16 protein-coding genes are annotated in these 15,055 nt (G+C 34.5%); 12 read left to right on the top strand and 4 right to left on the bottom strand.

The genetic code is table 11. The features are described from left to right. Positions 1–84 precede the first annotated feature (84 nt). Both coaD and JOD96_RS00075 read left to right on the top strand, forming a co-directional pair. Complete coding sequence (gene coaD / locus JOD96_RS00080; RefSeq protein ID WP_209562229.1) at positions 85–543, top strand: pantetheine-phosphate adenylyltransferase; 459 nt, start codon at positions 85–87, stop codon at positions 541–543. 176 nt (positions 544–719) lie between these two features. Continuing rightward, on the top strand, positions 720–1,298 hold the full coding sequence (locus tag JOD96_RS00075) for a PhnA domain-containing protein (protein ID WP_209562228.1): 579 nt from the start codon (positions 720–722) through the stop codon (positions 1,296–1,298). Between the two features lie 151 nt (positions 1,299–1,449). On the opposite strand, the gene JOD96_RS00070 is transcribed toward JOD96_RS00075, so the two are convergent. Further along, positions 1,450–1,896: a hypothetical protein gene (locus tag JOD96_RS00070; protein WP_209562227.1), complete on the bottom strand. Its 447-nt coding sequence runs from the start codon at positions 1,894–1,896 to the stop codon at positions 1,450–1,452. A 223-nt stretch (positions 1,897–2,119) separates the two neighbouring features. Beyond that, the gene (locus tag JOD96_RS00065) at positions 2,120–3,469 is read right to left on the bottom strand and encodes a DEAD/DEAH box helicase (protein ID WP_209562226.1); all 1,350 of its coding nucleotides are present in this window, start codon (positions 3,467–3,469) and stop codon (positions 2,120–2,122) included. A gap of 242 nt (positions 3,470–3,711) precedes the next feature. On the opposite strand from JOD96_RS00065, the gene JOD96_RS00060 reads away from it, so the two are divergent. Beyond that, the gene (locus JOD96_RS00060; RefSeq protein WP_209562225.1) at positions 3,712–5,439 is read left to right on the top strand and encodes a M14 family metallopeptidase; all 1,728 of its coding nucleotides are present in this window, start codon (positions 3,712–3,714) and stop codon (positions 5,437–5,439) included. A gap of 1,061 nt (positions 5,440–6,500) precedes the next feature. Here the strand turns inward: JOD96_RS00060 and JOD96_RS00055 are convergent. Next, positions 6,501–7,127: an NUDIX hydrolase gene (locus JOD96_RS00055; RefSeq protein ID WP_209562224.1), complete on the bottom strand. Its 627-nt coding sequence runs from the start codon at positions 7,125–7,127 to the stop codon at positions 6,501–6,503. 7 nt (positions 7,128–7,134) lie between these two features. Here JOD96_RS00055 and pyrE point away from each other — a divergent pair, with 7 nt between their 5' ends. Together pyrE and JOD96_RS00045 are read left to right on the top strand one after the other, a co-directional pair. Continuing rightward, positions 7,135–7,779 (top strand): orotate phosphoribosyltransferase, encoded by a 645-nt coding sequence (gene pyrE, locus JOD96_RS00050; protein ID WP_209562223.1) that lies wholly within the window; start codon positions 7,135–7,137, stop codon positions 7,777–7,779. 152 nt (positions 7,780–7,931) lie between these two features. Then, positions 7,932–8,324, top strand: a complete 393-nt coding sequence (locus JOD96_RS00045) for an SRPBCC family protein (protein ID WP_209562222.1) — start codon at positions 7,932–7,934, stop codon at positions 8,322–8,324. Positions 8,325–8,459: 135 nt separating this feature from the next. Here the strand turns inward: JOD96_RS00045 and JOD96_RS00040 are convergent, their stop codons facing one another. Beyond that, a complete protein-coding gene (locus JOD96_RS00040) occupies positions 8,460–9,188 on the bottom strand; it encodes a biotin--[acetyl-CoA-carboxylase] ligase (RefSeq protein WP_209562221.1) in 729 nt (242 codons plus the stop codon). Positions 9,189–9,281: 93 nt separating this feature from the next. Between JOD96_RS00040 and rsfS the strand changes: the two genes are divergently transcribed. From rsfS to JOD96_RS00005, 7 genes are all read left to right on the top strand, one after another. Then, positions 9,282–9,653 (top strand): ribosome silencing factor, encoded by a 372-nt coding sequence (gene rsfS, locus JOD96_RS00035; RefSeq protein WP_007809313.1) that lies wholly within the window; start codon positions 9,282–9,284, stop codon positions 9,651–9,653. Positions 9,654–9,668: 15 nt separating this feature from the next. Continuing rightward, a complete protein-coding gene (gene ftsH, locus JOD96_RS00030) occupies positions 9,669–11,594 on the top strand; it encodes an ATP-dependent zinc metalloprotease FtsH (protein ID WP_209562220.1) in 1,926 nt (641 codons plus the stop codon). A 116-nt stretch (positions 11,595–11,710) separates the two neighbouring features. Further along, on the top strand, positions 11,711–12,319 hold the full coding sequence (locus tag JOD96_RS00025; RefSeq protein WP_209562219.1) for a lactate utilization protein B/C: 609 nt from the start codon (positions 11,711–11,713) through the stop codon (positions 12,317–12,319). Between the two features lies 1 nt (position 12,320). Next, complete coding sequence (locus tag JOD96_RS00020) at positions 12,321–13,211, top strand: phosphatidate cytidylyltransferase (RefSeq protein WP_209562218.1); 891 nt, start codon at positions 12,321–12,323, stop codon at positions 13,209–13,211. Next, a complete protein-coding gene (locus JOD96_RS00015) occupies positions 13,201–13,854 on the top strand; it encodes a phosphatidylserine decarboxylase family protein (protein ID WP_116751145.1) in 654 nt (217 codons plus the stop codon). The genes JOD96_RS00020 and JOD96_RS00015 overlap by 11 nt, the downstream gene beginning before the upstream one ends. Further along, entirely contained in the window at positions 13,855–14,124 is a 270-nt protein-coding gene (locus tag JOD96_RS00010; RefSeq protein WP_209562217.1) for an acyl-CoA-binding protein, read from the top strand. Between the two features lie 7 nt (positions 14,125–14,131). Then, positions 14,132–14,911 (top strand): superoxide dismutase, encoded by a 780-nt coding sequence (locus JOD96_RS00005; RefSeq protein ID WP_209562216.1) that lies wholly within the window; start codon positions 14,132–14,134, stop codon positions 14,909–14,911. The last annotated feature ends 144 nt before the right edge of the window (positions 14,912–15,055 follow it).

Raw genomic sequence — 15,055 nt, 5'->3', positions numbered from 1 at the left:
AGTTCCTTTGTAACTTTAAATCCAAAAGAAACGTAGTCCCGAAGCTTCGGGATAGCAGCTCAGAACCTCAGAACCTTAAAAAAAATGCGAAAAGCTATATTTCCGGGATCATTTGATCCAATTACCCTTGGTCATGAAGATATAATCAAAAGAGGAATTTCCCTTTTTGATGAAATCGTCATTGCTATTGGAGTAAATGCCGAAAAAAAATACATGTTTTCACTCGAAGAAAGAAAACGTTTTATAGAAGAAACCTTCAAAAATGAGCCAAAAGTAAGTGTGATTACTTATGAAGGACTTACGATTGATTTAGCAAAAAAATTAAATGCAAATTTTATTTTAAGAGGACTGCGCAACCCGGCCGATTTCGAATTCGAAAAGGCAATTGCACACACTAACAGGAAACTTTCCAAAATAGAAACCGTGTTTTTATTAACCGCTGCAAGTACTTCATTTATTAGCTCGAGCATTGTTCGCGATGTATTAAGAAATGGCGGTGAATACGAAATGCTGGTTCCCAACGCTGTAAGAGTTAAGAAATAATATACCAAACATGATAAAAATTATAAAAGCAAATCAAACATCGCTAAAAAAGATATCCTGAAACTTTATAACGAGAAAAAAATATTTGAAGTAAAACGAAAATAGTAATTTAGCCTTCAAACATTTGTGGAATGTAGTAAATAACTGTACTTTCGCCGAAATTTAAGACTATAAAAATGAGCATAGAAAGAGAATTAGGCAAACGCAGCGGATCGAAATGTGAACTTTGTGGAGCAACAGAAAACCTAAAGGTATATACTGTTTTGCCAACTCAAAAAGGCGGAATCGACGAAAGTATATTGGCCTGTACCACTTGTATTGATCAAATCGAAAACCCGGAAAAAGTAGATTTAAATCACTGGAGATGCCTTAATGATAGTATGTGGAATGAAAATGCTGCTGTACAAGTTGTCGCATGGAGAATGCTAAGCAGAATGCGCGCTGCAGGTTGGCCACAGGAATTACTGGATATGATGTACCTGGACGAAGATACACTAAAATGGGCACAGGCGACCGGAGAAGGCGAAGATGATGACACCAAATTAGTTCACCGCGATAGTAACGGTGTGATTCTGGAACACGGTGATTCTGTAGTTTTAATAAAAGATCTAAAAGTAAAAGGATCAAGTATGGTAGCCAAACAAGGAACTGCCGTAAGAAACATTCGTCTGGACCACGAAAATGCAGAATATATTGAAGGAAAAGTAGATGGCCAGCAGATTGTTATTATTACACAATACGTGAAGAAAATATAATTTTAAGATTCTGAGGTTCTAAGTAGCTTAGGTTCTAAGGCTTTAGACTCAAAACTACAAAGGTTTCCAACCTGAAACCTGAAACTTGAAACATAACAAAAAAGGCTGTTCAAAATCTGAACAGCCTTTTTAATTTTTATGATATCACAAATTATTTTTGGAATAATTTATTGATTTGATCTTTTACGAATGGCTCAGAAACACTGCTTGTTGCAGAAGCTGTTTCTTTGCTAGAAACCATAAACTGAACTGTAGCTTTCTCAGGAAGAGCACTTCCTGTGTAGTGCAACCAGATATAGTTATTTGGCAACTCTAATTTAATATCATATAATGGACTTGCTGTGAAACCATTCATAATAATATTATAAAGACTAGCGTAGTCATTATTTAAATTTCTGAATGAAAATTTTCTTAAAGTTGAAGAATCATCATCGTTCTGAATACTAGTGTAATAAACTGTATATTCATCTCCAATTTTTTGAATATAATTGTTATTTACTTTTCCTAATCTCTCAACTGGTACAGTCTCAAGAACTTTAATTTGTGCAAACGAAACAAAACTAAAAAGTAATACGGCAAGTGTAATAATCTTTTTCATAGTGGAATTTGGGGTTAATTTTTACTAATGTTATAAGCGCCGAAATTATGAAAAAATCTATCTAAATCCATTTTTTTCTTAACATTATATTGTGAATATTAGTTAAAATTACAACATGAGCAAATCATTAAAACATAACTCATTAATAATAAATACCTTAGACCAAAATATCAGTTTTAAAATTTATTAATTTTAACCAAAAAAGTTCTAAAATCTGGTAAAACTACCTTTCTTCTTCTTTCTTAACCACCTTTCTGGCCACTTCGATTTTAAACTTTTTGCCTTTCATTTTCTCATCTTTGATGTTTTTCAGCAAATCTTTCACTTTATTATATCGTACTGCAGCAAATGAAATAAAATCTTTTACTTCAATCAGGCCCAAATCATCTTTCTCCAGTTTCCCTTTTTGAGAAAAGAAACCCACAATATCAAATTTATTAAGCTTCGTTTTCTTTCCGCCGCTAATATATATAGTCTGATATTCGGGTGGTTTTGGTAACGTTGCAGCATTATCAACAACCAGAACTTCCATGTCGTAGTTCACATAATCCAGCTTTTTTTCACTTTCGTGAATAATCAGATATGCGGTTCCGGATGCCTGCATACGTGCGGTACGTCCGTTTCGATGTGTAAACTCATCTTCTTTTAACGGTAAATGATAATGAATTACGTGTTTCATTTCCGGAATATCAAGACCACGCGCCGCCAGATCGGTTGTAACCAAATAGCTCACACTTCCGTTTCTAAACTGAATCAAGGCACGTTCACGTTCGTCCTGATCCATACCGCCATGATAATAAACCGAATAAATCCCTTTTTCGTTTAAGGTATCGCTTATACGCTCAGCGGCATCGCGATGGTTACAGAAAATAATTGCCGATTCCGATTTTAGAGAACATATCAGATTAAATAAACTCTGCAGTTTATCCTTCGATGGAGAAATTACCATCTTCACAGAAAGGTTTGTCTTTTCTTCTTCTTCCGGAATAAAATCCAAAACCGTCGGATTAATTACTCTCGTATATTTCGGGATTTCAATATCTGAAGTAGCCGAAACCAAAACACGTTTATTTAATTTAGAAAGTTTTCCGATGATAAAAGACATTTGCTCATGAAAACCCAATTGCAATGACTTATCAAATTCATCTAAAATTAAAGTTTCTATTTTGTCCAGACGAAAAGTCCCTCTGTCGATATGATCTGCAATCCTTCCAGGCGTTCCGATTAAGACCGCCGGTGGATTGCTCAGGTTTTTAATTTCTGTATCAATAGAATGGCCACCATAGCAAATGTTTACCTTATACTCAGTTCCCATTTTTTTCCATACCTGTTCAATCTGCAATCCAAGTTCGCGTGACGGAACCAAAATCAAACATTGAACCGATAAGATTTCTGGCTGTAATAATTCTAAAACAGGAAGTAAAAAAGCAAGCGTTTTTCCAGATCCTGTTGGAGAGAGCAGTAAAACATTATTATCATTCAGGATTGCGTCTTGTGCAGCATCCTGCATTTCGTTTAGGCTCTCGATCCCTAAATTCGAAAGTATATTGTTGGAACGGTGATTTTTATTCATTTTGCAAAAGTAATTAAAAGGTTTTAAGTTTCAGTTTTCTTTGTTTCAAGTTTTTTTTAACCGCAAAGAGCGTAAAGATTTGTTTCACGCAGATATAGCGGATCTGGCAGATTAAAATTCAATAAAATAAAAATCCGCTTAATCTGCAAAATCTGCGTGAAACTAATAAACACAAAGCACATCAACCTGAAACTTGAAACAAATAAAACTTTATATTTGACTTTTCTATCAAACCCAAAACCATGAAACTTTTTACATTTCTCATTTCACTTTTCACAATAACGGCTTTTGCCCAAAACAGTAAAAAATACGATACATTTTTTGAGAAAGGAAACGGAAATCAATCAGCATCATATCAGGGGACTATAGCTTATTTTAAACTTCTGGCTCATGATTTTCCAACAATCCAGATCAAGGAAATGGGTTTGACAGATTCCGGAGAACCTTTGCACATGGTGACTTTTAATCCTGACAAGGAATTTGATTTTGAGAGAATCCAAAAAACAAAAGCCGTTCTTTTTGTCAATAACGGAATTCATGCCGGAGAACCGGACGGAATTGACGCTACGATGCAATTCTATAGAGATTTGGCTATAGGAAAACTGAAAGCGCCAAAAAACACCGTTTTGGTCTGCATTCCGGTTTATAATATCGGAGGTGCTTTGAACCGTAATTCTACAACACGTGCCAATCAGGACGGCCCTGAAATTTATGGTTTTAGAGGAAATGCCAGAAACTACGATCTGAATCGTGATTTGATGAAATCGGATACCCGGAACACAAAAAGTTTTGTTGAAATTTTCCAGAAAATAAATGCCGATGTTTTTATTGACAATCACGTGAGCAACGGGTCTGACTACCAATACAAACTGACTTATATTATGACGCAGCATAACAAATTGGGAACTGTTTTGGGCGATTTTCTTAACAATGAGATGATGCCGGCGCTGGTAAAAGATTTACAGAAAAAGAAAATCGAAACAACGCCTTATGTTGATTCTTTTAAAGATACTCCGGACAAAGGTTTTGGGCAATTTGTAGATAGTCCGCGTTATACAACGGGTTATACTTCGCTGTTTAATACGATTGGTTTTGTAATCGAAACTCACATGCTGAAAAAATATGCCGAACGTGTAAAGATGACGTACGAATACATGAAATCGACTTTGGATTTTACCGATGCCAATTATCAAAAAATCAAAGAGCTGAGAGTGAAAAATTTAGAGCAATATCAGCCGAAAAAATCATACACTTTAAAATGGGAACTGGACAGCACAAAAGCAACAACTTTTTCGTTTCTGGGATATGAAGCGGGTTACAAAAAAAGTGATGCCACAACCGGAAATCGTTTGTACTATGACCGAAGCAAACCATACAAAAAAGATGTTCCGTATATAAAGGAATTCAAATCACAAAAAGAAGTTGTTATACCCTCTGCTTATATCATTCCGCGTGGTTATTGGAATATTATTGAGTTGTTGAAGAACAATAACATCAGTTTTTCACCACTTAAAAATGATACTATCATTGAAGTAGAAAGCTATAAAATTGCCGATTTTAAAACCGTTCCGTCTGCATACGAAGGACATTATGTACACAGAAACACAACGGTAACTTCTAAAATAGTTAAAACAGCTTTCGCGAAAGGAGACTGCCTCGTCTCAACAAACCAAAAAGGCGTAAAATATCTTCTGGAAGCTTTTGAACCGGAAGGCGTTGATTCGTTTTTTAACTGGAACTTCTTTGATGCTATTTTACAGCAAAAAGAACATTATTCTGAATATATTTTTGAAGATACAGCTGCTAAATTATTAAACGATAATCCGCAATTAAAAGCTGAATTAGAAACCAAAAAGCAAACTGATGCTGTATTTGCTAAAAATCCCGAAGCGCAGTTGGACTGGATTTATAAGCATTCTGTTTATTATGAAAAGGCGCATTTGCAGTATCCTGTTTATCGAGTGCTCTGAGATTTTACCGCATTTTTTTACCGCAAAGCTCGCTAAGATTTTTTTGATTTTGAGTGCCCAAAAAAAGTAAGATCGCAAAGCTTTACGCGTAGAACTTTGTCAAAGTTTTAAACTTTGACAAAGTTGAAACAGATCTTCAATTGAACTACAAATTTCTGTCGTACAAGATAATTCGGAATAAGATAAATTTAATATTCACGAACCTGACGGCTGCGCTAGCGACTGATCTAAACATAGCAAATACAAACAATCTTGTCATCCTGAGGAACGAAGGAACACTCAAGTAGCTCGATAAAGTATTGCAGAGTTACTATACGGAGTTTCTAGTGTGATCCTTCGTTCCTCAGGATGACAAAAAACTGGTAAAAACATAAAACCACACAGCAGAGAATCTAAACATACGAAATACAGACAATTTTGTCATCCTGAGGAACGAAGGAACACTCAAGTAGCTCGACAAAGTATTGCAGAGTTACTATACGGAGTTTCTGGTGCGATCCTTCGTTCCTCAGGATGACAAAAACACACTGGCAAAAACATAAACTACAAAGCAGAGAATCTAAATATACCAAATACAGACAATCTTGTCATCCTGAGGAACGAAGGATCACAAAAGTAGCCCGACAAAAGTATTGCAGAGTTGCTATACGGAATTTCTAGTGTATCCTTCGTTCCTCAGTATGACAAAACACTGGCAAAAACATAAAACCACACAGCAGAGAATCTAAACATACGAAATACAGACAATTTTGTCATCCTGAGGAACGAAGGATCACAAAAGTAGCTCGATAAAGTATTGTAGAGTTGCTATACGGAGTTTCTTGTGTGATCCTTCGTTCCTCAGGATGACAAAAAAACACTGGCAAAAAACTTGAAACTTTAAACCTGAAGCAAATTTAACTCAAAGTGCAGCTCGCGTGAGGGATAGAGCTAAGCTACCGAAGTAGCAGCGAAAGCCCGACAGCATCCCGATAAGAGGGCGAATATGCGTAAAGTGAATTTGCCCTCTTATCGGGATGGTGGCACGCCCAGATTATCAAGCGCAAAAACGAATTTTAAACCTAATTTTTGGAGTTTGGAATTTTTAAAATTGGATTTTCTTCTTCCTGAAACAACAATTTGATGTTTTCGTAGGAGTTTTTTAAGGCTTCTTTTATTTCTACAGGGTTTAGCCAGGCTACTTTTTCGATGCCTTCTTCTGCCTGTCCGTGCGGAATTCCTTCAAAATCTGATTGCATTTCGAACCAGTGCGTAATTTTGAGTTTGTATTTGCCGTTGCGTTTAAAGACGTGATAGGTTTTTTGTAGTTTATTGGTAATTCTTAGTTTTCCAACGCCTGTTTCTTCTTCGACTTCGCGCATGGCAGTGTCTTCAATCTCCTCGCCTTTTTCGATTCCGCCTTTTGGAAGATCCCATTTTCCGTTTCTGAAAATGAATAAAACTTCTCCTTTTTTATTATAAACCAATCCTCCGCCAGCTTTATTTACCGGAATTTTGGCTTTTAGGGTTTTCATTATTTCACTTTCGTCGGGATGGTATAAACAGGCTTTTTGAATTTTATTTTGAAAAATTTTAACTATAAGTTGTTCTATATCAATACTTTCAAGCAAGAACAATTGAAAATCTGTTTCCTTTGAGATTTCATTTGTCAAAAAAAGTGGTTTGTCGTTTACAAAAACTTTATACATTTGTAGTATGATTTTTAATAAAGATACAGCCGAAAAAACAGCCGAATTGCTTTTGCAAATAAATGCAATTAAATTGAATCCAGAAAATCCTTTTACATGGGCTTCTGGATGGAAATCTCCTATTTATTGTGATAATAGGTTAATTCTTTCATTTCCGCCCATCAGAAATTACGTTCGTGATGAGTTTGCGAAAAACATTGAAAAACAATTTGGGAAACCAGATGTCATTGCCGGTGTTGCCACTGGTGCTATCGGAATTGGTATTCTTGTGGCCGAAAGCCTGGGATTGCCTTTTGTATATGTACGCCCGGAAGCCAAAAAACACGGAAGACAGAATCAAGTGGAAGGTTTTTTGCAAAAAGGCCAAAACGTTGTGGTAGTCGAAGATTTGATTAGTACAGGAAACAGCAGTCTGATGGCTGTTGAAGCTTTGCGCAATGAAGGTGCTAATATTAAAGGCATGGCAGCGATTTTTACGTATGGTTTTAATGTTGCAGAAGAAAACTTTAAAAACGCTAATATCGATTTATATACGCTGAGCAATTATGACAATTTGTTGAACTTAGCTGTAGAAAAACAATATATTACAGAAGATCAACAGTCTGCTTTGCAGGAATGGAATGAATCTCCGTCTACCTGGGGACAGGAATAGATTTTAGATTTTAGATTTTAGATTTTAGATTTTAGATTTTAGATTTTAGATTTTAGATTTTAGATTTTAGATTTCTAAAAATCGCTTTGCTCTTTTTGGAATTAAAAATTGGGATTTATTTTGCTTTGCAATAAAATAATAAAAATATACATATGAACTTAGAAAGTCCAAAAGTTACTGTTCAAAAATCAGCTCAGGAGTTATTTGATTTACTGACTGATGTTAGGAATTTTGAAAAATTAATGCCGGATAATATTGCTAAATTTGAAGTTATCGGCGAAGATGCTTTTATTTTTGGATTGAAAGGGATGCCGGAAATCAAATTAAAAATGAAAGACAAAACGGCTCCAAACAAAATTGTATTGGGCGCTGCAAGTGATAAACTTCCGTTTACGCTGGTTTCTAACATTGATAGTGTTTCTGATTCAGAAAGTGCTGTTCAATTGGTTTTTGATGGTGAATTTAACGCTATGATGGCAATGATGATCAAAGGGCCAATCAGCAAATTTATTGAAACCTTGGCAACAAATATGACAAAATTGTAATTAACAATTATCATTTATAAATGGAAGCCCGATTGTAATGATCGGGCTTTTTTTAGTAAAAGAAAATAAATTAGTTTAGTCTAATAAATTGCAAAAAACTTAGCATCTCAGACCTTAGCGCCTTAGCACCTTTTCTTAATAAAGCATCTGAATCTCTTTTATATCAAATTCTGAAACTGAATCGTCTTCTAATAGTATTTGAATTTTTCCTGCCGAAGAAACGCCCTGAATAATTCCCATAAAGTTTTGGTTTTCTAAATTTTTAAAAGGCATCGGAACACCTTTTCTAAAGAGATGATTAAAGTATTCCTCCCAAAAAAATGCTGATTTAGTTTCCCAAAGACCAATTTTTTCCTTGATTTTTTCAGTAATTAAAAACGGAAAAACATCTTTGTCAAAAGTCTTTCCTGAAATTAATGCCAGAGAAGATGCATTTGGGAGTTCTCCGAAATTTGTCTGGTTAACATTGAGCCCTAATCCTACTACTGACACAATCCTGCCATCACTTTTAATGGTATTTTCGATTAATATGCCACCAATTTTTTTATTGTATGACATAATGTCGTTTGGCCATTTTATACTTAAAGTAGAAATATCAAACGAATTTAATGTTTCTATTACAGCTAATGAAACTATAATATTCAGGTCAAAAACCTTTTCATTATCAAACAGGAAATCTTTCACCAAGGCACTCATAATTAAGTTTTTACCCGATTCAGACTGCCACTTGGCTCCCATTTGCCCTTTGCCTTTTGTCTGATTTTCAGCAGTTACGACGGTAAAATTCTCCAGTTCGTCGTTGCTCGCCAGTGCTTTTAAGAAGTCATTTGTTGAATCTATGGCATCGAGTTTGATTAGTTTCATTATAATAATTTAAATAACTTAATTTAATATTTTGTTAAGGTTCAAAAATAATCACAAATTTTGGTAACTTTACAGATTCATATAAAATAATTCATGGCGAAAAAGACTATTAATAATGATGTTCTGTTGGCGAACATAATCAAAGGAATTGAAGAAGTAAAAGGGAATGATATCGATATTCTTGACTTAAGAGAGATAGACACGGCTGTTTGTGACTATTTTGTAATTTGCAACGGAAGCTCTAACACTCAAGTTAATGCCATTGTAAACTCAATTCAAAAAACAGTATCAAAAGACTTAAAAGATAAACCGTGGCACGTAGAGGGAACCGATAATGCAGAATGGGTCCTGATGGATTATGTGCATATCGTAGTACATGTTTTCCAGAAACATATTCGTGAATACTATAATATCGAAAGCCTTTGGGGTGACGCCAAAATAACTACAATCGAAAACAAATACTAAAGAAAAATTTTTCTAATGGCTAAAGATAATAATCCAAATCCGAGTAAATTTAAAATAAGTCCCTGGTTAATATATACCGCAATACTTTTAGTTTTTTTATTTATAAGTTTTGCTACCGGAGGATCTAATTTAAGCGAACCTGCTCAGTTAACCTCTTCTAAATTCAACGTACTTTTAGAAAAAGGGCAAATTGAAAAAGTTATCGTTTATAATAAAGCTGAAGCTGAAGTATATTTAACAGCAGCTGCACTAAAAGATGCAGCAAATAAAAAAGTAGCTAAAGATATATTTGAAAGACCAAATAAAGGTCCTCATTATACTTTGGAAATAGGTAACGATCAAATTTTTCAAACTAAGCTTGAAAAAGCTGTCGCTACAGGAAAACTAAAAGATTTTAATTTCTTACAGAAAAATAACTGGAGTGATATTTTGATCAGCTTGCTTCCTATCATCATTATTATTGGTGTGTGGATTTTCATTATGCGTAAAATGTCTGGTGGCTCTGCAGGCGGAGGCGGACAAATTTTTAACATCGGAAAATCTAAAGCGAAACTGTTTGATGAAAAAACAGATATTAAAACAACTTTTAAAGATGTTGCCGGTTTAGAAGGTGCAAAAGAGGAAATACAAGAAATTGTAGAATTCCTTAAAAACCCTGAAAAATACACGAATCTTGGAGGTAAAATTCCGAAAGGAGCTTTACTTGTAGGTCCTCCGGGAACTGGTAAAACATTATTGGCAAAAGCTGTTGCCGGTGAAGCTCAGGTTCCGTTCTTCTCATTATCAGGTTCTGATTTTGTTGAGATGTTTGTTGGTGTTGGTGCATCACGTGTTCGTGATTTGTTCAAACAGGCAAAAGAAAAATCTCCTGCCATCATCTTTATTGATGAGATTGATGCTGTTGGTAGAGCAAGAGGAAAAAGCAATATGTCTGGCGGAAATGACGAGAGAGAAAATACTTTGAACCAATTATTGACAGAAATGGATGGTTTTGGTACCAACTCAAACGTAATTGTTTTGGCTGCAACAAACAGAGCTGATGTTCTTGACAAAGCCTTAATGCGTGCCGGTCGTTTTGACAGACAAATTTTTGTTGACTTACCGGACATTCGCGAAAGAGCTGAAATTTTTAAGGTACACTTAGCTCCTATCAAAAAAGTAGAAGGTCTGGATCTTGATTTCTTAGCAAAACAAACTCCCGGATTCTCTGGTGCTGATATTGCTAATGTATGTAATGAAGCAGCTTTGATTGCTGCACGTAACAATAAAGCAGCAGTTGACAGACAAGATTTTCTTGATGCTGTTGACAGAATTATTGGAGGTCTTGAAAAGAAAAACAAAATCATTACTCCGGAAGAGAAAAGAGCAATTGCAATTCACGAAGCGGGTCATGCAACTGTAAGCTGGATGTTGGAGCATGCTGCACCACTTATTAAGGTGACAATTGTTCCTCGTGGACAAAGTTTAGGGGCTGCGTGGTACTTGCCGGAAGAAAGACAAATCGTGAGAACAGATCAAATGTTGGACGAAATGTGTGCAACTATGGGCGGAAGAGCTGCTGAAAAAGTAACTTTTGACAGAATTTCTACTGGTGCATTAAGTGATTTAGAGAAAGTAACACGTCAGGCTCGTGCGATGGTAACAATTTATGGTTTGAATGATAAAATCGGAAATGTTACTTATTACGATTCAACGGGACAAAGCGAATATAACTTCTCTAAACCGTATTCTGACGAAACTGCAAAAGTTATTGATAAGGAAATTTCAGAATTAATTGAAGGTCAATACCAAAGAGCTATTCAGATTCTGGAAGAGAACAAAGACAAGTTAAATCAGCTTGCTGATATCTTAATAGAAAAAGAAGTTATTTTTAAAGATGACTTAGAAACAATTTTCGGAAAACGTACTTTTGACAAAAATTTAGAAGAATACGTTTCGTAAATTATTCAAACAAATATGTAATATTTTTTAAAATCTTAATTCAAAATAGTCTTTTGAATTAAGATTTTTTTATCTTTGAACGTTTTCAATTAACATGTAAAGTATTTCATATAAAAATGAATTTTTTCAAAAAAATATTTGGTTCTAGCGACGCCGGCTCTGATGAAGAACATGTAAGCGAATATGGAGGACATACCACAACTCCGGACAGTCATTTATCGATCGATGAAAGATTCATTTTTAATTTTAAAAAAAATGGTGGTAAATTTTTGTATTGTGAAAACAAACAAGAAGTTGCTGAACAGTTTGAAAACATTCTTGAAGAAAATGATTGGTTCGAAAACGAAGTTTTGTGTTATGAGCCAGGTTTATTTAGCTTGTTAGACGAGAACAAATTACTTTATTTCTCTCCCAGAAATCCAAAATTTTTACTGGCAACCTGCGAAAATCTTATTGCTGATGAGGGATCTATATTATTTTCATCTAAGCAAATCAGACAGGACAAACCAAACGAATTACCTGCAAATATTGTAATAATAGCTACAACAAGCCAGATTCTCGCTATGAAAAGTGATGGGCTTAGCGCTATTAAACGCAAATACGAAAGAGACTATCCAACCAATATCACCACAATAAAATATTTCGAAAAAGCTAAAGAAGAAGATTTTACTCAATACGGAAGTGTTGCTAAAAACTTGTATTTATTGCTTTTAGAAGATCTTTAAGATGAATGAAACCCTGAAGAGAACCATTTCTGGTGCTGTTTATATCGCTCTGCTATTAACCTCTATTTTGTTTTCTACCGAAAGCTTTATTATTTTTTTTGGTATTTTTCTAATTATAACAATCTATGAATTTTCTAATTTAGTAAAACTGAATAAAATCTTTTCGATTTCATTTGGAAGTTTATTGTATTCTGCAATTGTACTGGTTGGGCATTATAACAAACAAACTACTGCTTTTCTTAATGATTTGTTTAAATCAGATTTCGATTTAATCACCAATATTCAGGAATTAAACATGGTACTTCTTGCTGTTACCCTTGTAATAGCAATAAAATGTATTTTGTTCTTATTTTATGATTCTGTACAAGAAATAAGCATTTCTTCAAAGTACTTATACTTATTGGGATATATTACACTTCCTTTTATTTTTATTGTAAAAATTTCCTTTGGTACCAATGCTTATAATCCAAAGATTATTATTGGCTTATTTGTTCTTATCTGGACAAACGATACGTTTGCCTATCTGGTAGGGAAATCAATTGGAAAACATAAATTATTTGAGCGTGTTTCTCCTAAAAAAACAATTGAAGGATTTTTGGGCGGAGTTGTATTTGCTGTACTGGCGGGCTTTCTGATTTCAAAATTCTATATTCAGCCAAATCCTGCTTTTAGCAATAAATCTATTTTAATATGGACTATTATTGCGATAATTGTAAGCGTTTTTGGGACGATCGGAGATTTGATCGAATCAAAATTTAAAAGAATTGCAGGCGTAAAAGACAGTGGTTCCATAATGCCTGGACACGGAGGCATCCTAGATCGATTAGATAGTGTTATATTTGTAGCACCAATTATATTTTTATTTTATCAAATTTTATATTATGTTTCATAAAGAAGGTGGCCCGTCAATTTTATTAGGTACTGTTTTTACTGTAGCCGTACTTTTAATTGCTGATAGATTCATTGATATCTCTTGGCTTAGAATGCTTGTTCAAATTGCAGCGGTTGTAATTTTGATTATTATTTTGCAATTTTTTAGAAATCCTAAAAGAATTGCTATTAGAGAAAGTAATCATATTCTTGCTCCGGTAGATGGAAAAGTTGTGGTAATTGAAGAAGTATATGAAGGTGAATATTTTAAAGACAAACGTTTACAGGTTTCTATCTTTATGTCGCCAATCAATGTGCACGTAACGCGATACGCAATGGACGGCATTATAAAATTCAGTAAATATCACCCTGGTAAGTTTTTGGTTGCATGGCACCCAAAAGCAAGTGAAGAAAACGAAAGAACGACCGTAGTTATCGAAAATGAAACCTTCGGACAGGTTTTATACAGACAAATTGCTGGTGCCCTGGCACGCCGAATTGTGAATTATGCACAAGAAGGAATGCAGGTTGTTCAGGGTACTGATGCAGGTTTTATAAAATTTGGATCAAGAGTAGATTTATTTTTACCTTTAGGTACTCCGATTAATGTGGAATTAAACCAAAAAGCAATTGGAGGAAAAACCATTATTGCTACAAAAGCTTAAATGACCATAAAAGATTTAGATACCCGTTTTTCTGAGGCTGTAGAAATTGCAATGAAAATGACTCAGGCTTCGCTGCCGCAAGATGTGCAGCTAAGGCTTTATGCTTATTATAAACAGGCAACTTTTGGGACAGCAGTATACAATCAATCTGAAAATTTTGATTTACGCGATGCCTTCAAGACAAATGCCTGGATGCAAATTAGTCATATATCTATAGATGAGGCCAAAGAACACTATATCGAAATCATTAATTCACTAACATCAAAATAATTTTATTATGAAGAAAAGCATTGTTCGCTTCAGTATTTTAACTTCATTACTAGCATTATTTTCTTGTAATGACAATAAGCTAACTGAAGTTGTAGAAGTTCCTTTACCAACAAAAGAAGAGAAAATAACAATAGGTTCTCCTGACGATGTCAAAGCAGAACCGGGTTCTTTTGCTCTGACAAAACTGCCATTTTCATACGATGGTCTGGCTCCTGAGATACGATCCCTAACTTTAGAAACACATTATTCAAAACATTATTTGTCGTATACAAATAATCTGAATAAGGAAATTGTTTCTACAGAATTTGAAAATATGTCGATTGAAGACATTCTTAAAAAAATGGATCTTAGCAATGCCAAACTTCGTCAGAATGCTGGTGGGTATTACAATCATACGCTTTACTTTAATATTCTTACTCCAAAAGAGCAAACTCCAAAGGATACACTGGTAGGCTCAATTAATAAGGAATTCGGTTCTTTTAATAACCTTACCAATCAATTTAAAGGTCAGGCAGAAAAGCAATTTGGCTCTGGCTGGGTTTGGCTTGTTGTTGACAGATACGGAAAACTACAGGTAACAACTACAGAAAACCAGGATAATCCTTTAATGAAAAATGCATTGACTCCAGGAACCCCTATTATGGGAATTGACCTTTGGGAACATGCTTATTATCTTGATTATCAAAACAGAAAAGGCAGCTATATTGATGCTTTTTATAAGCACATTAACTGGGAGAAAGTAAACGAAAATTATATAGAGGCTTTGAAGAAAGTCAAAAAAGTATAAATCATAAAAAAAGCTGATACATTTAGTATCAGCTTTTTTTCTTTCTATCATGTCTAGTCCTGAAATAGCGATACACAAAAAGTATCATTATGGAAAAAGATCAAGAATTACGCTATATAAAGCGTACACAAAAAGACTACACTA

This window comes from Flavobacterium sp. 1355 (genome assembly GCF_017833415.1).
Lineage (GTDB): Bacteria > Bacteroidota > Bacteroidia > Flavobacteriales > Flavobacteriaceae > Flavobacterium.
This window is presented reverse-complemented; position numbering and strand designations above follow the sequence as displayed.